Origin of the sequence: Mycobacterium sp. E2989 (assembly GCF_001667595.1) — a bacterium.
GTDB lineage: Bacteria > Actinomycetota > Actinomycetes > Mycobacteriales > Mycobacteriaceae > Mycobacterium.
In genome coordinates, this window is the sequence record NZ_LZJX01000008.1 from 88,579 (window position 1) to 107,261 (window position 18,683).

The following is an 18,683-nucleotide window of genomic DNA, read 5'->3' on the forward strand; positions in this document are numbered from 1 at the left end:
CCAGGCTCATGGCTATTCGTCGTCGTCCATCAGCGCCGCGTTGAGGAGATCCTCGAGGTCCATGTCCGCGATGTCCTTCTCCGAGGTCGCGGCGTCGGCCGGTGCCTGTTTGTCGACACGACCGCCGTCGGCTTCGTTCGCCAACGCGAGCAACAGCTCCAGCACCCCGGCCTGTCGCAGGCGCTTGACCGGAATGGACCCCACGGCGCGCTGAATCTCCGCCTCCCCCGGCGCGGCGGCCGGACCCCGTTGCTCGGCCGTGCCGACGAGTTCGGAGTGCATGTAACCGGCCAGCGCGGCGGAGTTCGGGTAGTCGAAGATCAGCGTGGGCGACAGCGCCAGGCCGGTGGCGGATTTGAGGCGGTTGCGCATCTCGACTGCGGTGAGCGAATCGAAGCCCAGCTCCTGGAACGCGCGGTCCGGGTCGATGGACTCGGGGCTGGAGCTGCCGAGCACGGTGGCGATGTTGGCCCGCACCAGGTCCAGCAGCACCGCCTGCTGCTCGTCCTCGGGCAGTCCTTCGAGGCGTTGCAGCAGAGCCGATTTCGATTTCGCCGCGGCGAGCGAATCGTCGACCTGGCGCCGGGTCGGTGCGTTGATCAGATCGACGAACATCGGCGGCAACGTCCCGTTGTCGAACTTGACCCGCAGGGCGGCGAGGTCGATGTGGGCGGGCAACAGGAACGGCTCGTCGACGATGAGCGCGGTGTCCATGAGTTCCAGCGCCTCGTCGGAGGACATCGCGACAATGCCGTCGCGGCCGAAGCGGGCGCGATCGGCCGCCCCGAGCGCACCGGTCATGGCGCTGGCCTGATCCCACAGGCCCCAGGCCAGCGACATCGCCGGCAGGCCATGCATCCGCCGGTGCACGGCCAGCCCGTCCAGGAACGAGTTTGCCGCCGCGTAGTTGGCCTGGCCCGACGCTCCCGCCAGCCCCGCCATCGACGAGAACATCACGAACGCAGAGATATCCAGGTCGCGGGTCAGCTCGTGCAGGTTCCACGCCGCGTCGACCTTGGCCCGCAACACCGCCTCCACCCGTTCGGGGGTGAGCGAGGAAATCACCGCGTCGTCGAGCACACCGGCCGCGTGGATCACCCCCGAAAGCGGCCGGTGCACCGGGATATCGGCAATCACCTTCGCCAGCGCCTCGCCGTCGGCGGCATCGCAGGCCACCACGTGCACCTCGGCACCGGCGGCCGTCAGCTCGGTCGTCAACTCCGCGGCGCCCGGCGCGTCCAGGCCGCGCCGGCTCACCAACACCAAGTTGCGCGCGTCGTGGTGGCTCACCACGTGGCGGGCCAACGCCGAACCCGCCATTCCCGTGGCCCCGGTGATCAACACCGTGCCGGCCCCCAGGGCACCACCTGGCGCAGTAGGCACAGTCATCACGACCTTGCCCACGTGGCGGGCCTGGCTCAGATACCGCAGCGCCGCCGCCGCCCGTCGTACGTCAAACCTGGTCACCGGCAACGGCCGCAGCACGTCATCGGCGAACAACGCGGTCAGCTCGTCGAGGATCTGGGCGATGCGGTCCGGGCCGGCCTCGAACAGATCGAAGGCGCGGTAGCGCACCCCCGGGTGCGCCTCGGCGACCGCCTCGGGTGCGCGCATGTCGGTCTTGCCCATCTCCAGGAACACGCCGCCCGGGGCGACGAGGCGCAGGGAGGCATCGACGAAGTCGCCGGACAGCGAGTCCAGCACGAGGTCCACGCCACGCCCGCCGGTGACGGCGCGGAACTTGTCCTCGAATTCCAGGCTGCGGGAGTCCGAGATGTGGTCGTCGTCAAAGCCCATGGCCCGCAGGGTGTCCCACTTGCCGCGGCTGGCGGTGGCGAAGACCTCCAGGCCGAGGTGGCGGGCCAACTGCACCGCGGCCATCCCCACGCCGCCGGCGGCGGCGTGCACCAGCACCCGCTGGCCGCGCTTGGCCGCGGCCAGATCAACCAGGGCATAGAAGGCGGTGGCGAAAACCACCGTGGTCGTCGCGGCGGCCGTGTGCGACCAGCCGACCGGCATCTTGGCCAGCAGCCGGTGGTCGGTCCTGGCGATCGTGCCCGTGCCATCGGGGAACAGTCCCATGACGCGGTCACCGACCGCGAAACGTCCATCCTCCGAGGCGGTTTCGATGACGACGCCGGAGGCCTCGATGCCCATGACGGCGTCGGGGTCGGGATACAACCCGAGCGCGATCATCACGTCGCGGAAGTTCGCGGCCAGGGCCGAGACCGCGACCCGGACCTGTCCCGGCGCCAGCGGGGCGTCGGCGTCGGGAATGCGCTCCAGCCGTAGATTCTCGAACGTGCCGGGGCTGCTCATGCCGAGCCGCCACGGCTCGTCACCCGGCGGCACCAGCAGGCCGCCGACGGCGCGACTGCCATGCACCCGGGCGGTGTATACCGCCCCGCCGCGCAGCAATACCTGCGGCTCGCCGACCGACAGAGCCGCGGCGACCGACTCCTCGTCCAGGGCGCCGTCGGTGTCCACCAGCACGATCCGGCCGGGGTGTTCGGTCTGCGCCGAGCGCACCAGTCCCCACACCGCCGCGCCCGCCAGGTCGGTGACGTCCTCCCCCGGCAACGCCATCGCGCCGCGGGTCGCCACCACCAAGGTGCCCGCCCCGTCGCGGGCCAGCCAGGACTGCAGCACCGGCAGCACCGCACGCGTGGCCGCGTAGACGTCGGCGACGACGTCGGTCGCCACCGGCACCGACTCGAACACGACCGCCGACGGTTGTGCTTCGAAGTTGTCCGATTCCGTTGCGCCCCAGAGCGAGATCGAGACCGGCTGCACCGAGGTCGACCGTTGCGCCGACCAGATGACCTCGAAGAGGCGGTCGGGGCCCGAGCTGGACACCGCCGCCAGCAGCTGCTGATCGGTCACGGGTCGGGCCACCATCGACGCCACCGAGAGCACGGGCAGGCCCAGCCCGTCGGCGAGTTCGATCGACACGGCCGACTCACTCACCGGCACGATCCGCGCCCGCACCGCCGTCGCGCCCGCGGCGTGCAGGGAGACCTGCTGCCAGGAGAACGGCACCAGCATCGAACCTTCGGGGAGCTCGTCGCCGCCCGACGCCAAGATCACCGCGTGCAGCGCGGCATCGAGCATCGCCGGGTGGACGCCGAATCCGGCGGCGGACACCCCCGCGTCGGCGGGCAGGGTCACTTCCGCGAACACCTCGTCGCCGCGGCGCCACATGGAGGTGAGGCCACGGAACGCGGGCCCGTACCCATACCCGCGCTCGGCCAGCAGCTGATAGCCGTCGCCGATGTCCACCGGGGCGGCACCCAACGGCGGCCACGCCGACAGGTCGGCGCTCGGCTGCACCGACCCGGGCCGCAGCACACCCTCGGCGTGCAACGACCAACCCGCACCCGCATCGCCACGCGAGAACACCGACACCGCGCGGGCACCCGAGTCATCGGCGCCGCCGACCACGACCTGGACCGCAACCGAGCCCGAGTCCGGAAGCACCAGCGGCGCAGCCAGATTCAGTTCGTCGACAATTCCGCAGCCCACCTCGTCGCCGGCGCGGATGGCCAGCTCGACGAATCCCGCGCCGGGGAACAGCACCACGCCGCCGACGGCGTGGTCGGCCAACCAGCCCTGTGCGCCGGGCGACAACCGGCCGGTCAGCACCACTCCACCGGATGCCGGCAGCTCGACCACCGCGCCGAGCAGCGCGTGCTCGCCGGGCGCCAGGCCCAGCCCCGCGGCGTCAACCGTCGCGCCGTCACCGGAGAGCCAGAACCTGCGGCGCTCGAAGGCATAGGTGGGCAGCTCCACGAAATGGGCGTCGCCGACCACGGCGCGCCAATCTACGTCCATCCCGGCTACGAACCCCTGCGCGACCGCGTTGGTCAGCGTCACCGGCTCCGGGCGGTCCTTGCGCAGCGCCGACATGGTGATCACCGGCGCGTCCGGAAGCGTCTCCTCGATCGAAGCCGTGAGTCCACCGCCGGGGCCGACCTCGAAGAAGCGGTTGCCACTGGCCGCGTGCACGTAGCGGACGCTGTCGGCGAACCGCACCGCTTCGCGAATGTGCCGCTTCCAGTAGGCGGGCGAGGCGAAATCGTCGGCCGCCAGCTGCCCGGTCACGTTCGACACGATCGGTATCGTCGGTTTGCCGACCGCGAGCCCGGCGGCGACCGTGCCGAACTCGTCGATCATCGGTTCAATCAGCGGCGAGTGGAACGCGTGCGACACCGCCAACCGATGGACGCGGCGGCCGTCGGCGCGGAGTTGGTCCGCGATCGCGCTCACTGCGTCCTCGGCGCCCGAAATGACCACGGACGCAGGCCCGTTGACCGCGGCTATGCCGACCTCTGGCACGAGCAGCGGGCGCACTTCCTCCTCGGTGGCCTGCACGGCGACCATCGCCCCGCCCTCGGGCAGGGCTTGCATGAAGCGGCCCCGGGCGGCGACCAACACCGCCGCATTCTGTAGCGACAGGACGCCGGCGACGTGCGCGGCGGCCAGCTCCCCGATCGAGTGGCCGAGCACGAAGTCGGGGCGAATGCCCCAGGATTCGAGCAGCCGGAACAGGGCGACTTCCACCGCGAACAACGCCGGCTGCGCGAATTCGGTGGTGTTCAGGACGTTTTCGTCGGCTCCCCACATGACGTCGCGCAGGGGCCGCAACAGATGCCGGTCCAGCTCCGCCACGACGCTGTCGAACGCCTCGGCGAACACTGGGTACGCGCCGTGCAAACCCCTTCCCATACCGAGCATTTGGGCGCCCTGGCCGGGGAAGACGAAGACGGTCTTGCCGCCGGGCGTCGCCGTCCCCTGAACGACCGAAACGACTTGACCGGTCGCCACCTCGTCCAGGCCCGCCATCAGCTGCCCGCGGTCGCCACCGACGACCACGGCCCGATGTTCGAAGTGGGAGCGGCCCGCCAGCGACCATGCCACATCGGCGATGTCGAGCTCGCCGTGCCCGCGCAGGTGCGCGGCCAGCCGATGGGCTTGAGAGCTCAACGCGGGCAGCGACTTTGCCGAGACCGCCCACGGCAACACCGGCGGCCGCTCACGGTCGGCGGCGGGTGCGTCCTGGACGGGTGCGGCCTCGATGATGACGTGGGCATTGGTGCCGCTGATTCCGAACGACGACACGCCGGCGCGGCGCGGGCGAATAGCCGGCCAGGCCCGGTGTTCGGTCAGCAGCGACACCGATCCCGCCGACCAGTCGACGTGCGGGCTGGGCTCGTCGACGTGCAGGGTGGCCGGCAGTAGGTCGTGGCGCATCGCCAGCACCATCTTGATGACACCGGCCACGCCTGCGGCGGCCTGGGTGTGACCCATGTTCGACTTGATCGATCCCAACAGCAGCGGCTCGGCGCGGTCCTGCCCGTAGGTGGCCAGCAACGCCTGGGCCTCGATGGGATCACCCAACGTGGTGCCCGTGCCGTGGCCCTCGACCGCGTCGACCTCGGCCGCGGACAACCCGGCGTTGGCCAGCGCCGCACGGACCACACGTTGCTGGGACGGGCCGTTGGGGGCGGTCAGGCCGTTGGATGCGCCGTCGGAGTTGATCGCCGAACCGCGCACCACCGCCAGCACCGGGTGGCCCAGTCGCTGCGCGTCCGACAGGCGTTCCAGGACAAGCATTCCGCCGCCCTCGGAGAACCCGGTGCCATCGGCTGCCCCCGCGTACGCCTTGCACCGGCCATCGGCGGACAACCCCCGCATGCGGCTGAACTCCACGAAGATGTCGGGTGTGGCGTTGACGGTGACGCCACCCGCAAGCGCCAGGTCGCACTCGCCCGAGCGCAGCGACTGCGCCGCCATGTGCAGCGCCACCAACGACGACGAGCACGCCGTGTCGACCGACACCGCGGGGCCCTCCAGCCCCAGCACGTATGACACCCGTCCCGACGCCACGCTCGACGACTGCCCGGTCAGGCGGAAGCCCTCGGCGGCCGGGGCGGCCCCCATGCCGTAGCCCTGGGTGTACACGCCGGCGAACATTCCGGTCGCGCTGCCCCGCAACGCGGCGGGGTCAATTCCGGCCCGCTCCAACGCTTCCCAGGACAGCTCCAGGAACATCCGCTGCTGCGGGTCCATCGCCAGCGCCTCGCTGGGCGCGATGCCGAAGAACGCCGGGTCGAAGTCCGCGACGCCGTCCACAAAGCCGCCGGTGCGGGTGTAGCAGGTGCCCGGGACGTCGGGATCCGGGCTGTAGATGCCGGCCAGGTCCCAGCCGCGGTCGGTGGGGAACTCCGAGAGCACGTCGCGGCGATCGACAAGCATCTGCCACAGGTCGTCGGGGGAATTCACCCCGCCCGGATAGTGGCAAGACATGCCGACGATCACGATCGGGTCGTCGCCGACCTGGCGGGCGATCGGGGCGGGCGCAATCTCCTGCGGCACCCCGGCGAGTTCGCCGCGGATGTAGCCCGCCAGGCTGTTGGGCGTCGGGTAGTCGAAGATGAGGGTGGGTGAAAGCGCAAGACCAGTGGCGGTTTTCAGCCGGTTGCGCATTTCGACCGCGGTCAGCGAGTCGAAGCCCAGGTCCTGGAACGCCTTGTCCGGGTCGATCGCCTCCGGCGTGGTGTTGCCCAAGACGGTGGCGATATGCGAGCGCACCAGGCCCAGCAGCACGGCCTGCTGTTCGGCCTCGGGCAGCCCGTGCAGACGGTGGGCCAGAGCCGATTTCGACTTGGCGGCCGCGAGCGAGTCGTCGACCTGGCGCCGCGCGGGCGCGTTGACCAGGTCGGCGAACATGGGTGGCACCGCGGCGGCGTGCGCGCGCAGCGCGTTCAGGTCGATGCGGGCGGGGGCCAGGAACGGCTCGTCGAGGATCACCGCGGTGTCGAACAATTCCATCGCCTCGTCCGACGACAACGCCAGGATGCCGTCGCGACCCAGCCGCGCGAGGTCGGCGGCGTCCAACCCACCGGTCATCGCGCTGGCCTGATCCCACAGCCCCCATCCCAGCGAGATGGCCGGCAGCCCGTGGGCCCGCCGGTGCGCGGCGAGTCCGTCGAGGAAGGAGTTGGCCGCCGCATAGTTGGCTTGCCCCGACGACCCGACGAGGCCGGCCATCGACGAGAACATGACGAACACCGAAAGGTCGAGACCGCGGGTGAGCTCGTGCAGGTTCCAGGCGGCATTCACTTTGGCGCGCAACACCGCATCCACGCGTTCCGGAGTCAACGAGGTGACGACCGCGTCTTCGAGGACGCCGGCGGCATGGATGACCCCGGTCAGCGGGTGGCTCACCGGTATCTCGGCGAGCACGGCGGCCAGCGCCTCCCGGTCGGCGGCGTCGCACGCGACCACCCGCGTCCGGGCGCCGGCGCGCTCCAACTCGGCGACCAACTCGGCCGACCCGGCCGCGGCGGAACCGCTGCGGCTCAGCAACACCAGGTTCTGCACCCCGTGTTCGGTCACCAGGTGCCGGGCGAGCGTCGAACCCGCCATTCCGGTCCCGCCGGTGATCAGCAGGGTGCCCGCGGTCCACGGGACGGGAAGCGTCATGACTACCTTGCCGATGTGGCGGGCCTGGCTCAGGTATCGCAACGCCGCCCGAGCGCGCCGAATGTCGAAGGTGGTCACCGGCAGTGGCCGCAGCACGCCGGCGTCGAAAAGACCGGCCAGCTCGATCATCCACTGGTGCATCCGCGGCCGGCCGGGCTCGAAGAGGTCGAAGGCGCGGTAGCGCACGCCCGGATACTCCTGCGCGATCACACCGGGATCGCGGATGTCGGTCTTGCCCATCTCCAGGAACATGCCGCCGGGGGCCACCAGCCGCAGCGAGGCATCCACGAAATCGCCTGCCAGCGAATCCAGCACCACGTCCATGCCGCGGCCACCGGTCACCGCGCGGAATTTGTCCTCGAATTCCAGGCTGCGGGAATCCGAGATGTGGTCGTCGTCGAAACCCATGGCTCGCAACGTGTCCCACTTGCCCCGGCTGGCCGTCGCGAAGATCTCGAGGCCTAGGTGCCGGCCCAACTGAACGGCGGCCATGCCCACGCCGCCGGCGGCGGCGTGCACCAGCACCCGCTGCCCCGGCTTGACCTGGGCCAGGTGCACGAAGGCCATGTACGCGGTGGTGAAGACGGCCGAGATGGCGGCGGCTTCGGCGTACGACCAATCAGCCGGCATCGGCTGCAGCAGCCGCACATCGCCGGCGACCAGCGTGCCGCTGCCGTCGGGGAAGAACCCGTACACCGAGTCGCCGACCGCGAAATCGGTGACGCCCGGGCCGACTTCGGTGACCACGCCGGCGCCCTCACCGCCGAGCAGCGCGTCGTGGGTGAACATGCCCAGGGTGATCATGATGTCGCGGAAGTTGGCGGCGATGGCGCGCAGCGCGACGCGGACCTGGCCCGGCTCCAACGGCGCGCCGGCGTTGGGAACCGGCTCCAGCCTTAGGTTTTCGAAGGTGCCGGCGCTGCTGATGCCCAGTCGCCAGGGTCCCTCGGCCGGGGGCACCAGAAGGTCGTCGGCTGCGCGGCTGGGCCGCACGCGTGGGGTGTAAAGCTGGCCGCCGCGCAACAGTACCTGCGGCTCGCCGGCCGCGATCACCGACGCCGCCGCCTGATCATCCAGCGGCACATCGGAATCCACCAGGACGATGCGGCCCGGGTGTTCCGTTTGCGCCGAGCGCACCAGGCCCCATACGGCAGAGCCAGCCAGGTCGCTGACGTCCTCGCCCGCCAATCCCACCGCGCCGCGGGTCGCAACGATCAACACCCCGGAGTCGCGCTCGGCCAACCAGGCTTGCACCGCGCTGAGCGCCTCGTGGGTGCGCTGGTAGCTCGCGGTGACGGGATCCTGTTCGGTGACAACGGATTCCACGATCTCGTAGGAGGGCGCCGGGTTGGTGGCGGCCGGGCCGGCCGAAGGCGTCCAGGCGACCTCAAAGAGTCGCTCGGGACCCGAGCTCGACACCGCCGCCCGCAGCTGGCGCTCGCTGACCGGACGGGCAACCATCGCGCCGACCGACAACACCGGCAAGCCCAGCCCGTCGGCGAGCTCGATCGAGATCGCGGTGGTGCCCCCGCCGCCCTGCCGGGCGGTGGGCGCGATCCGCGCCCGGACCGCGGTCGCGCCCGCGGCATGCAGCGAGACGTCCTGCCACGAGAACGGCAACATCACATCGACGGGCCGGCCCGCCGCCTGCTGGGCCATGATGACGGCGTGCATTGCCGCGTCGAGCAATGCCGGGTGGACGCCGAACCCGCTGACGCCTCCCGCCGCGTCCGGCAGCCGCACTTCGGCGAACACTTCGTCGCCGCGGATCCACGTCGCCGTCAGCCCCCGAAACGCCGGGCCGTAACCGTATCCGTGCGCCGCCAACTGGTCGTAGCCGTCGGCCAGGTCCACCGCGACCGCACCCTCGGGCGGCCACACCGACAGGTCGGCGGCGGCCTCGATCGACCGGGAGCTCAGCATGCCTTCGGCGTGGCATACCCATCCCGAACCGGCGTCGGCGCGGGAAAACACCGACACGGCGCGCCGGCCCGATTCGTCGCCGGCGCCGACAACCACCTGTACGGCAACCGAACTCGAGGCGGACAGCATCAGGGGCGCCTGCAGCGTCAACTCGTCCACCACCGGACAACCGACTTCGTCGCCGGCCCGGATCGCCAGCTCGACGAAGCCCGCGCCCGGGAACACCGCGGCACCGGAGACGGCGTGATCGGCCAGCCAGCCCTGCAGGCTCGGCGACAGCCGACCCGTCAGCAGCACCCCGTCCGAGGCCGGCAGCTCCACGACCGCGCTGAGCAAGGCGTGCTCGCTGGTCCCCAGGCCCAGACCCGCGGCGTCCGCCCCGATGCCCTCGCCGGACAGCCAAAACCTGCGCCGGTCAAAGGCGTACGTCGGCAGCTCCACGAAGCTCGCGCCGGCCAACACGCCGCGCCACCTCACGCTGACGCCCGCGGCGAACGCGACGGCGGCCGACGTCAGGAACCGCCCGAGTCCGCCGTCCTCGCGGCCCAGGGTGGGAACCACGATGGCCTCGGAGTCGCCGGCGGCGTTTTTCAGGCAGTCGGTGGCGGTGTCTTCGACACCGGCGATCAGCGCGGGATGCGGGCTGGACTCGATGAACGTGCGGTAGCCGTGCTCGCATGCGGCGCGCACCGCCTGGTCGAACTGCACGGTCTGCCGGATGTTGCGATACCAGTAGGCGGCGTCCAAACCGGCCGTGTCCAAACGATTTCCGGTGACCGTGGAGAAGAAGGCGATGCGCGAGGAACGCGGCTCGATACCGGCCAGGGCCTCGGCCAGCTCGTCACGGATGGCCTCGACCTCGACCGAGTGCGACGCGTAGTCCACGTCGATCCGTCGGGTGCGCAGCTCCAGGTCGGCGCAGAACCCGACGAGCTCGTCGAGGGCCGCCACGTCACCCGATACCACCACCGCGGAGCGGCCGTTGACGGCGGCGATGCTGACGCGATTGCCGTAGGGCGCCAACAGTTCCCGCGCGCGATCGGTGCTGCACGCGATCGACAGCATGCCCCCGGAGTGGGCCAGCGATCGCAGCAGTTGGCTGCGCAGCGTGACCACCCGGGCCGCATCGCGCAGCGATAAGGCGCCGGCGACATACGCCGCGGCGATCTCACCCTGCGAATGGCCGATCACCGCGTCCGGGCTAACCCCGACCGACTTCCACAGTTCGGCCAGCGAGACCATCACGGCGAACAGCACCGGCTGCACCACGTCCACGCGGTCCATACCCGGAGCCCCGGGTGCGCCGCGCAGGACGTCGATCAGCGACCAGTCGACGAATTCCGAGAACGCTTCGGCGCACGCATCGATCTGCTGGGCGAATATCGGTGCGGCGTCCAGCAATTCGACGCCCATGCCCAGCCACTGCGAACCCTGGCCGGGGAACACGAAGACGTTCTTGCCCGCCGGCACCGCGGAGCCCTGGATCACCGAACCGGAGAGGTCCGCCATCTCGGAGCCGGCCAATTCGTCCAGCCCGGCCAGCAATCGGTCCCGGTCGCCACCGACGACGACGGCCCGATGCTCGAAGGTCGCGCGGCCGGCCAGCGTCCAGGCCACGTCGGCGACCTCGAGCTTCTCGTGGCCGCGAATATGCGCGGCCAGCCGGGCGGCCTGAGACCTCAACGCCGACAACGACTTCGCCGACACCACCCACGGCACCACCGCCGGCTTCGGGCGGTCCTCCGGCGGCTCGGGCGCCGGCGCCGCCTCGACGATCACGTGCGCGTTGGTGCCGCTGATGCCGAACGACGACACGCCGGCCCTACGCGGCCGTTCGGCCGCCCAGGGTTGCGCCTCAGTCAGCAGTGCCACCGATCCCGCCGACCAATCCACGTGCGGGCTGGGCGCGTCGACATGCAATGTGGCAGGCAACATCTCGTGGCGCATGGCTTGGACCATCTTGATCACCCCGGCCACGCCGGCGGCGGCCTGGGTGTGACCCATGTTCGACTTGATCGAACCCAGCCACAGCGGCTCGGGGCGATCCTGGCCGTAGGTCGCCAACAGCGCCTGGGCCTCGATGGGGTCACCCAGCGTGGTGCCCGTGCCATGGCCCTCGACGACGTCGACGTCGGCCGGCGACAAGCCGGCGTTGGCCAGCGCCGCGCGCACCACCCGCTGCTGCGACGGACCGTTGGGCGCGGTCAACCCGTTCGACGCACCATCCTGGTTGACCGCCGAGCCGCGCACCACCGCCAGCACCGGATGGCCCAGCCGCCGCGCATCCGAGAGTCGTTCGACGACCAGCATCGCGCCGCCCTCCGACCAACCGACGCCGTCGGCCGCTCCGGCGTAGGCCTTGCAGCGGCCGTCCGGGGCCAGCCCGCGGTGGCGACTGAACTCGACGAACACGGTCGGGGTGGCGTTGACGGTCGCGCCCCCGGCAAGCGCCAGATCGCACTCGCCCGAGCGCAGCGACTGCACCGCCATGTGCAACGCCACCAGCGACGACGAGCAAGCGGTGTCCACCGAGACCGCCGGGCCCTCCAGCCCCAGCACGTACGACACCCGGCCCGAAGCGACGCTGGAGGTCATGCCGGTCAGGCGGTAGCCCTCGATCTCCTCGGCGAGCATGCCGTAGCCCTGGACGATGAGGCCGGCGAACACGCCGGTGGCGCTGCCCCGCAGGCCACTCGGATCGATCCCGGCCCGCTCCAGGGCCTCCCAGGACAGCTCCAGCAGCATCCGGTGCTGCGGATCCATGGCGAGCGCCTCGCTCGGCGCGATGCCGAAGAACGCCGGATCGAAGTCGGCGACACCGTCCACGAAACCGCCGGTCTGCGCGTACGTCTTGTGGCGGGCGTCGGGGTCCGGGTCGAAAAGGCTCGCCAGGTCCCAGCCGCGATCGGTGGGGAATTCGGTGATGACGTCGCGGCCGTCGGCGACCATCTGCCACAGGTCTTCTGGGGTCTCGACTCCGCCGGGGAACCGGCAGGACATGCCGACGATCGCGATCGGCTCGCTCGACCGCTCCAGCAGCGCACGGTTGGTGCGTTTCAGGCGCTCGACCTGGACCAGCGCTTTGCGCAGCGCTTCGGTCGCATGCTGGAGTTGATCCACCATCACTACCTCTCGCCTAACTTGGCCGTCAGCTGCCCCGATGCGACTCTCGCCGAGTCACGGAAATTGCTGCACGATGCGAAGTCGTGCTGCTCTCCGGCCCAAGAATGTCGCTGGTGAGTATGGCCAACTCCGACGGGATTTCAAAACGTCCGATGCTCCCGGCTGCTACAGGAGGACCGTCTTTGGCGCGCGCGACGCGCCGCTGCGCCCGCGGGTCTCGTGGCCTGCCCGGACCCGAGTGCACCGCGGTACAACTGACGCGCCGTCCATGGCGCGACTGTACCCGGCTGAGCATCGCTGGTGGTCAGAGCGGTCAGACACCCGCCCGGCGCCAGCCGTCGGCGGCCCGGGCGGCGCTGATCAGCACGTCGCACAATTCTCGCAGTTCGGTCGCTGGAGCCCCCTCTTCCAGGGCGGTGGCGACGTCTTCCGCGGCGCACCGCACCTGGTAGACCCGGTCCGACAGGTCGGCCGCGTCGTCGGCCGACAGCACGATCGCGTCGGCGGGTAGCGCCAGGCCGGCTCCGCCGCCGCCCCGCGTCAGCGAGGCGCGCTGTTCGTATGCCCGCTGCCGGCACGACTGCCGGCAGTACTGGCGGCGCCGTCCCATCCCGGCGTCGGACACGTCTCGACCGCACCAGCGGCACGGCTGCGGGTGGGTGCGACGGCTCACGCCTGCCGACTTTATCGGGATTGCGCGGCGATCCCGGTATCATTGAAGGCCGCGTCGCGTACGCCGGCGGCCCATCGCGGGAACTACGCGGAGCGCCGCAACGTTTGCCGAACGGACATACTTGCCCGACAGCTCAGAGGACCCAGAGGAGTAGCAACATGGCTGATCGCGTTCTTAGGGGCAGTCGCCTCGGAGCCGTGAGCTACGAGACCGACCGCAACCACGACCTCGCGCCGCGCCAGATCGCGCGGTACCGCACCGAGAACGGCGAGGAGTTCGAGGTCCCCTTCGCCGACGACGCCGAGATCCCCGGCACCTGGCTGTGCCGCAACGGCATGGAAGGCACCCTGATCGAGGGCGACCTGCCCGAGCCCAAGAAGGTGAAGCCGCCGCGCACGCACTGGGACATGTTGCTCGAGCGTCGCAGCGTCGAAGAACTCGAAGAGCTGCTCAAGGAGCGGCTCGAAATCATCCGCACCCGCCGCCGGGGCTGAGCCCGGCCGCTTAGGTGCGGTTGTCGGCGCGCTGGCTGCCGGCGCGGGTCCTGCGGCCCTCGATGCCCCAGCGGGTCACCTTGACCAGCGCCTCGCGGATGTTGGATCCGCTCATCTTGGAGACGCCGAGCTCGCGTTCGGTGAAGGTGATGGGCACCTCGGTGATGACGAACCCGCCGCAGACGGTGCGCCAGGTCAGGTCGATCTGGAAGCAGTAGCCCTTGGAATCGACCGCTTCGAGCCCGATCGCCTCGAGGACCTCGCGGCGGTAGGCGCGGTAACCGGCGGTGATGTCATGCACACCGATACCCAGCGCGAGCCGCGCATAGGTGTTGGCCGTCCACGACAGCGCCCAGCGCCGCCACGGCCAATTTCGCACCGCCCCGCCCTCCACGTAGCGGGAACCGATGGCCAGATCGGCTCCGGCGTCGACGGCGTCCAGCAGCAGGTGCAGCTGCTCGGGGGCGTGGCTGCCGTCGGCGTCCATTTCGACCAGCACCGAGTAGTCGCGGCTCAGCCCCCAGGCGAAGCCCGCCAGGTAGGCGGCGCCCAGCCCGTCCTTGGCGGTGCGGTGCATCACGTGGGTGCGACCGGCATCGGCGGCCGCAAGTTCCTCGGCGAGCTCGCCCGTGCCGTCGGGGCTGCTGTCGTCGACGATGAGCAGGTGCACGTGGGGGCAGGCGTCCTTCAGCCGCCGGTGGATCACCGGCAGGTTCTCCCGCTCGTTGTAGGTGGGGATGATCACCAGGACGCGTTCGCTGGGACGGCTCCCCGGGACCCGGGGCGCCGGCTGGCCGGTGGTCATGTAGCTCCTCTGTGTCGGCCGGAATGGCGCGACGGTCGTCGGCCGCCCTCGTGGGGCGGAGTGTAGTCACCGTCGGTGTCCGGCGGCGTCTGGTCCCCGCCCTCCTCGGGCGGACTGGCTGAGTCGGCCTCGTCGGGCGGGCTGTCGCCCGCGGGCGCACCGCCGTTCGGGGATTCGTCCGGGGCCTCGGACCTCTGACGAATGGGACGCGGGAACCATCTATTGTGCCGTATCCCGGCCAGGATGGCCGCTCCGGCCGCCGCGACCAGGAGCCACTGCAGCAGCGGGCCCCACCGCGTCGCCGGCGTCAGTTTGGTCTTCAGCCGCACCTGGATGTCCAGGTAGTCGGGCTGGAAGAAGTCCGTGCGCACCAGTTCGGCGCCGTCCGGCGCGATCACCGCGCTGATCCCCGTGGTGCCGGCGACCACCACGTATCGGTCGTGCTCGACCGCGCGCACCTTGGCGAATCCCAGCTGCTGTTCGCTCATCGTCTTGTTGAAGGTGGCGTTGTTGCTCGGCACGGCCAGCAACTGGGCACCGTTGAGCACCGCCTTGCGCGGGACCCGGTCGAAGATCACTTCCCAGCAGGTGGCCACCCCGACCGGCACCCCGGCGATGTGCACGACGTCGCTGCCCGGCCGGGGCACCATGTTCCCGGCGCGGTTGGCATAGCCGGAGAGATGCCGAAACAGCCAGGGCATCGGCAGGTATTCGCCGAACGGTTGCACGATCTCCTTGTCGTGCCGGTCCGCGGGGCCGGTCGACGGGTTCCACACGATCATCGTGTTGGTGTATTGCGGGTTGTCCGGTGGGCTGCCCGGCACTTCGGACACCGTGCCGATCAGGATCGGGGCGCCGATCGCGGTCGCAGCCTGCGATATCTCCAGCGCGGCGTCGACGTTGGCCAGCGGATCGATGTCCGACGAGTCTTCCGGCCAGATGACGAATTGCGGCTGCGGCGCCTGCCCGGAGCGCACGTCCTCCGCCAGCCGCAGCGTCTCGTGGACGTGGTTGTCGAGCACCGCCCGGCGTTGCGCGTTGAAGTCGAGGCCCAGTCGCGGCACATTGCCCTGCACCGCCGCGACGGTGACCGAGGGCTCGCCGCCCGACCCGGTGCCCGCGTGCCGCACCTGCGGCCAGACGATGACCGACGCGAACAACATCAGGCATATGCAGACGCCCGGCAGGACCACCGCCGGCGGTGCCGCATCGGCGTTCGGCGGTTCTTCGCCGCTTCGCGCCCGCCGGCCCGCGTGCCACCACTTCACGATCTCGATTGCGATGGCGGTCGCGCTGAAGCCGATCAGCACGATCGCCAGGGAGAGCAGCGCGGCGCCGCCAAGCTTTGCCAGCGGCAGGAAGGGGCCCTGGGCCTGGCCGAATGCCACCACGCCCCAAGGGAAGCCGCCGAACGGCAGGGTGGATTTCAGCCACTCCTGGGCGGTCCACACCAGGGCGAACCAGACGGGCCAGCCCGGCAACCCGCGCACCAGCACGGCGCACAGCCCGAACAGGGCGGGGAACAGCGCGCATGTCATCGCCAACACCGCCCAGGGCACGGCGCCGACGAGGGTGCTGATCCAGGGCAGCAGCGGCAGATAGAAGGCGAGCCCGAACAAGAACCCGTAGCCCAGACCGCCCGCCGGCGTGGTCGCGGGGTGTTTGAGCACCCAGGCCAGCAGCGCGGACGCGACGACCGCGGCCCACCACCAGTTCAGGGAGGGGAAGCTGGTGAACAGCAGCACACCGCCCGCGGTGGCGCACCCCAGCCGGGCCAGCCGCGGCCGCATGGCGGCCCGGACGGCGGGCAGCCGCGCGAGCACCGCCCCGCCCAGCCGGCCCGGCACGGCTTGCAGACGGGCCGCGGTCGGCCGGGCTCCGGCGTCGGAAGTGTCGGTTTCGGGCCGGGGCTCGACGGCGGCGGGCTCGTCGTCGCGTTCCGATTCCGCTTCGTCGCTGATCGGGTCGCTATCGCGAGTTGCGCCGAGATCGTCCACGGGGTCGTCGTCCCTAGCCATGGATGACAGCGCCCCGATGCACGGTCCGCCGGCACCGCGGCAAGGCGTCGGTCGGGCCCAGGCGGGGCAGGGCCGGCACCCGGGCGCGCGGGTCGGTCGACCAGCGCTGAACGGCGTCGCGGGGCGCGTGGACGTCCAGGGCCCCGGCGTCCCAGACGGCGTAGGAGGCCGGCGCGCCGGGCACCAGGGTCCCGGTCCTGCCGTCGTGCACCCCGCCGGCCCGCCAGCCGCCGCGGGTCGCGGCGGCGAAGGCGGCCCGCGCGGACACCGCGCTGCCGGGGGTGTGATGGTTGACCGCCGCGCGCACGCTCGCCCACGGGTCTAGGCCCGTTACCGGTGCGTCGGTACCTAGCGCGAGGGGCACGCCTTGGGATGCTAACAGCGCGAGCGGGTTGAGCTGACTGCCTCGCTCGGCGCCCAGACGCCGCGCGTACATGCCGTCGGCGCCGCCCCACAGCGCGTCGAAGTTGGGCTGCACGCTCGCGATGACGCCCCACTGCCCCAGGCGGTTGGCCTGCTCGGCGGTCACCATCTCGAGGTGCTCGACGCGGTGCCCGCACCGGGCGACGGCCACCGACCCGAGCCGCGCGACGACCCGTTCGAAGGCCGCGACCACCGCCGTGACGGCGGCGTCGCCGATGACATGAAAGCCCGCGGTCACCCGCGCCTCGGTGCACGCCCGCACGTGCGCCTCGATGAGGTCGGGGTCGAGGTAGCAGGTGCCGCGCCGGTCCTCGGCGTCGGCGTACGGCTCGTGCAGCCAGGCGGTGCGCGACCCGAGTGCGCCGTCGACGAAGAGGTCGCCGGCCAGCCCGCGGGCGCCGGTCTCCTCGATGAGCGCGCGCGCCCGCTCGGGGGTGGTCACCGCCTCGCCCCAATAGCCGGTCACCTCGACGCCGTGCTCCAGCGCCCGCAGCTGCAGCCAGTCGTCCAGCCCGCCGATCTCGGGTCCGGCGCATTCGTGCACCGCGACGACGCCGGCCGCCGCGGCCGCCCGCAGGGCGGCCCCACGGGCCTCCGCGAGTTGCTCGGGGGCCAGCAGGCCGCGCGCGACGGCGCGGACCAGGTGATGGGCGTCGCCGCTGAGCGGACCGTCGGGGCTGAAGCCCGGCGCCGCCGGCAGGTCGGCGGCCAGCCGGCGCAGTCCGGTCGAGGCCAGCGCGGAGTGGACGTCCACCCTGGACAAATAGGCGGGCCGGTCCCCGAGGACAGCGTCCAGGTCGGCGGTCGCGGGCGCGGCGTTCTCCGGCCACGACGATTCGTCCCACCCGTGTCCCCACACCGGCCGGCCGGGGTGGGCGACCGCGTAGTCGGCGACCATCTGGATGCACTGCGCGCGCGACCCCGCCGTGCGCAGGTCCAGCCCGCTCAGCGTCAGGCCGGTGGCGGTCAGGTGGATGTGGCTGTCGACGAAGCCGGGCGCCACGAAACCGCCGTCCAGGTCCTCGATGTCCGCCGCCGGGAACAGGCTGCGGCCGATGTCATCGCTGCCCAGCCACGCCACGACGCCGTCCCGCACCGCCATGGCGGTGGCGTCGGGATGGGTCGGGCTGTGCACCCGGCCGTTGACCAGCAGCGTGGTTGCAGTCACAGGGCAAAACTACGTGGGGCGGCGGGCGATGTTCAGTCCCAGCCGGGCCGTCCCGGGAATCCACCGCGCACCGGCTCGTTCGGCAGGGCGGGCGGTTTGAAATCCCGCACGTCCACCACCTCACCGTCGATGTAGTCGGCGCCCGCGGGGGCGCCGCCCTGGCGCGGGCCCGCGCCGAACAGCGTCGCGTCCGCGAGCAACGGCATCCGCCGCCGCAGCCCGCGCATCGCGACCGCCGCCAGTCCCGGGCCGACGGCCGAACGGACGGGCCGGACCAGCAGCAACAGCCCCAACGCCGTGGTGACCAGCCCGGGCACCAGCACCAGGAGTGCGGCCAGGGCGAAGAGCGCGCCGTCGCTCGCCGCGGTGCGGGGAGCGGCCAGGCCGGATCGCAGGTGAGCGATCTGGCGTAGGACGCGCGATCCCATCATCGGCACCATCAGGCCCCAGCCGAGCAGGAAGGCGCCCAGCAACGCCAGCACAGTCCAGCCCCATCCGATCGCCGAAGCCAGGGCGATGCTCGCCGCCAGCTCCACGACGGCGTAGATGACAAACAGCCGTGACAGCATGT

The 18,683-nt window shown here is 71.4% G+C and carries 5 protein-coding genes and 1 pseudogene; 1 reads left to right on the top strand and 5 read right to left on the bottom strand.

The features are described 5' to 3' along the window. Positions 1-12: 12 nt before the first annotated feature. Entirely contained in the window at positions 13-12,531 is a 12,519-nt protein-coding gene (locus A5680_RS02650; protein WP_067815831.1) for a type I polyketide synthase, read from the bottom strand. 313 nt (positions 12,532-12,844) lie between these two features. After that, on the bottom strand, positions 12,845-13,204 hold the full coding sequence (locus A5680_RS02655) for a hypothetical protein (protein ID WP_082459704.1): 360 nt from the start codon (positions 13,202-13,204) through the stop codon (positions 12,845-12,847). A gap of 158 nt (positions 13,205-13,362) precedes the next feature. On the opposite strand from A5680_RS02655, the gene rbpA reads away from it, so the two are divergent. Then, positions 13,363-13,698: an RNA polymerase-binding protein RbpA gene (rbpA, locus tag A5680_RS02660; RefSeq protein ID WP_007170328.1), complete on the top strand. Its 336-nt coding sequence runs from the start codon at positions 13,363-13,365 to the stop codon at positions 13,696-13,698. A gap of 10 nt (positions 13,699-13,708) precedes the next feature. Here rbpA and lnt read toward each other — a convergent pair. The 3 genes and pseudogenes from lnt to A5680_RS02680 all read right to left on the bottom strand — a co-directional run bounded on the left by lnt (position 13,709) and on the right by A5680_RS02680 (position 18,681). Continuing rightward, positions 13,709-16,293: pseudogene (lnt, locus tag A5680_RS02670) on the bottom strand (apolipoprotein N-acyltransferase). A 220-nt stretch (positions 16,294-16,513) separates the two neighbouring features. Continuing rightward, positions 16,514-18,046 (bottom strand): amidohydrolase, encoded by a 1,533-nt coding sequence (locus A5680_RS02675; RefSeq protein ID WP_067815932.1) that lies wholly within the window; start codon positions 18,044-18,046, stop codon positions 16,514-16,516. Between the two features lie 98 nt (positions 18,047-18,144). Further along, positions 18,145-18,681 (bottom strand): FxsA family protein, encoded by a 537-nt coding sequence (locus A5680_RS02680; protein WP_067815837.1) that lies wholly within the window; start codon positions 18,679-18,681, stop codon positions 18,145-18,147. Between the last annotated feature and the right edge of the window lie 2 nt (positions 18,682-18,683).

What these genes read in the sequence shown, in the direction of transcription:
- A5680_RS02650 (WP_067815831.1), bottom strand. Translation starts at nt 12,531, where the DNA reads ATGGTGGATCAACTCCAGCATGCGACCGAAGCGCTGCGCAAAGCGCTG.
- rbpA (WP_007170328.1), top strand. Translation starts at nt 13,363, where the DNA reads ATGGCTGATCGCGTTCTTAGGGGCAGTCGCCTCGGAGCCGTGAGCTAC.
- A5680_RS02680 (WP_067815837.1), bottom strand. Translation starts at nt 18,681, where the DNA reads ATGCTGTCACGGCTGTTTGTCATCTACGCCGTCGTGGAGCTGGCGGCG.
- A5680_RS02675 (WP_067815932.1), bottom strand. Translation starts at nt 18,046, where the DNA reads ATGGCGGTGCGGGACGGCGTCGTGGCGTGGCTGGGCAGCGATGACATC.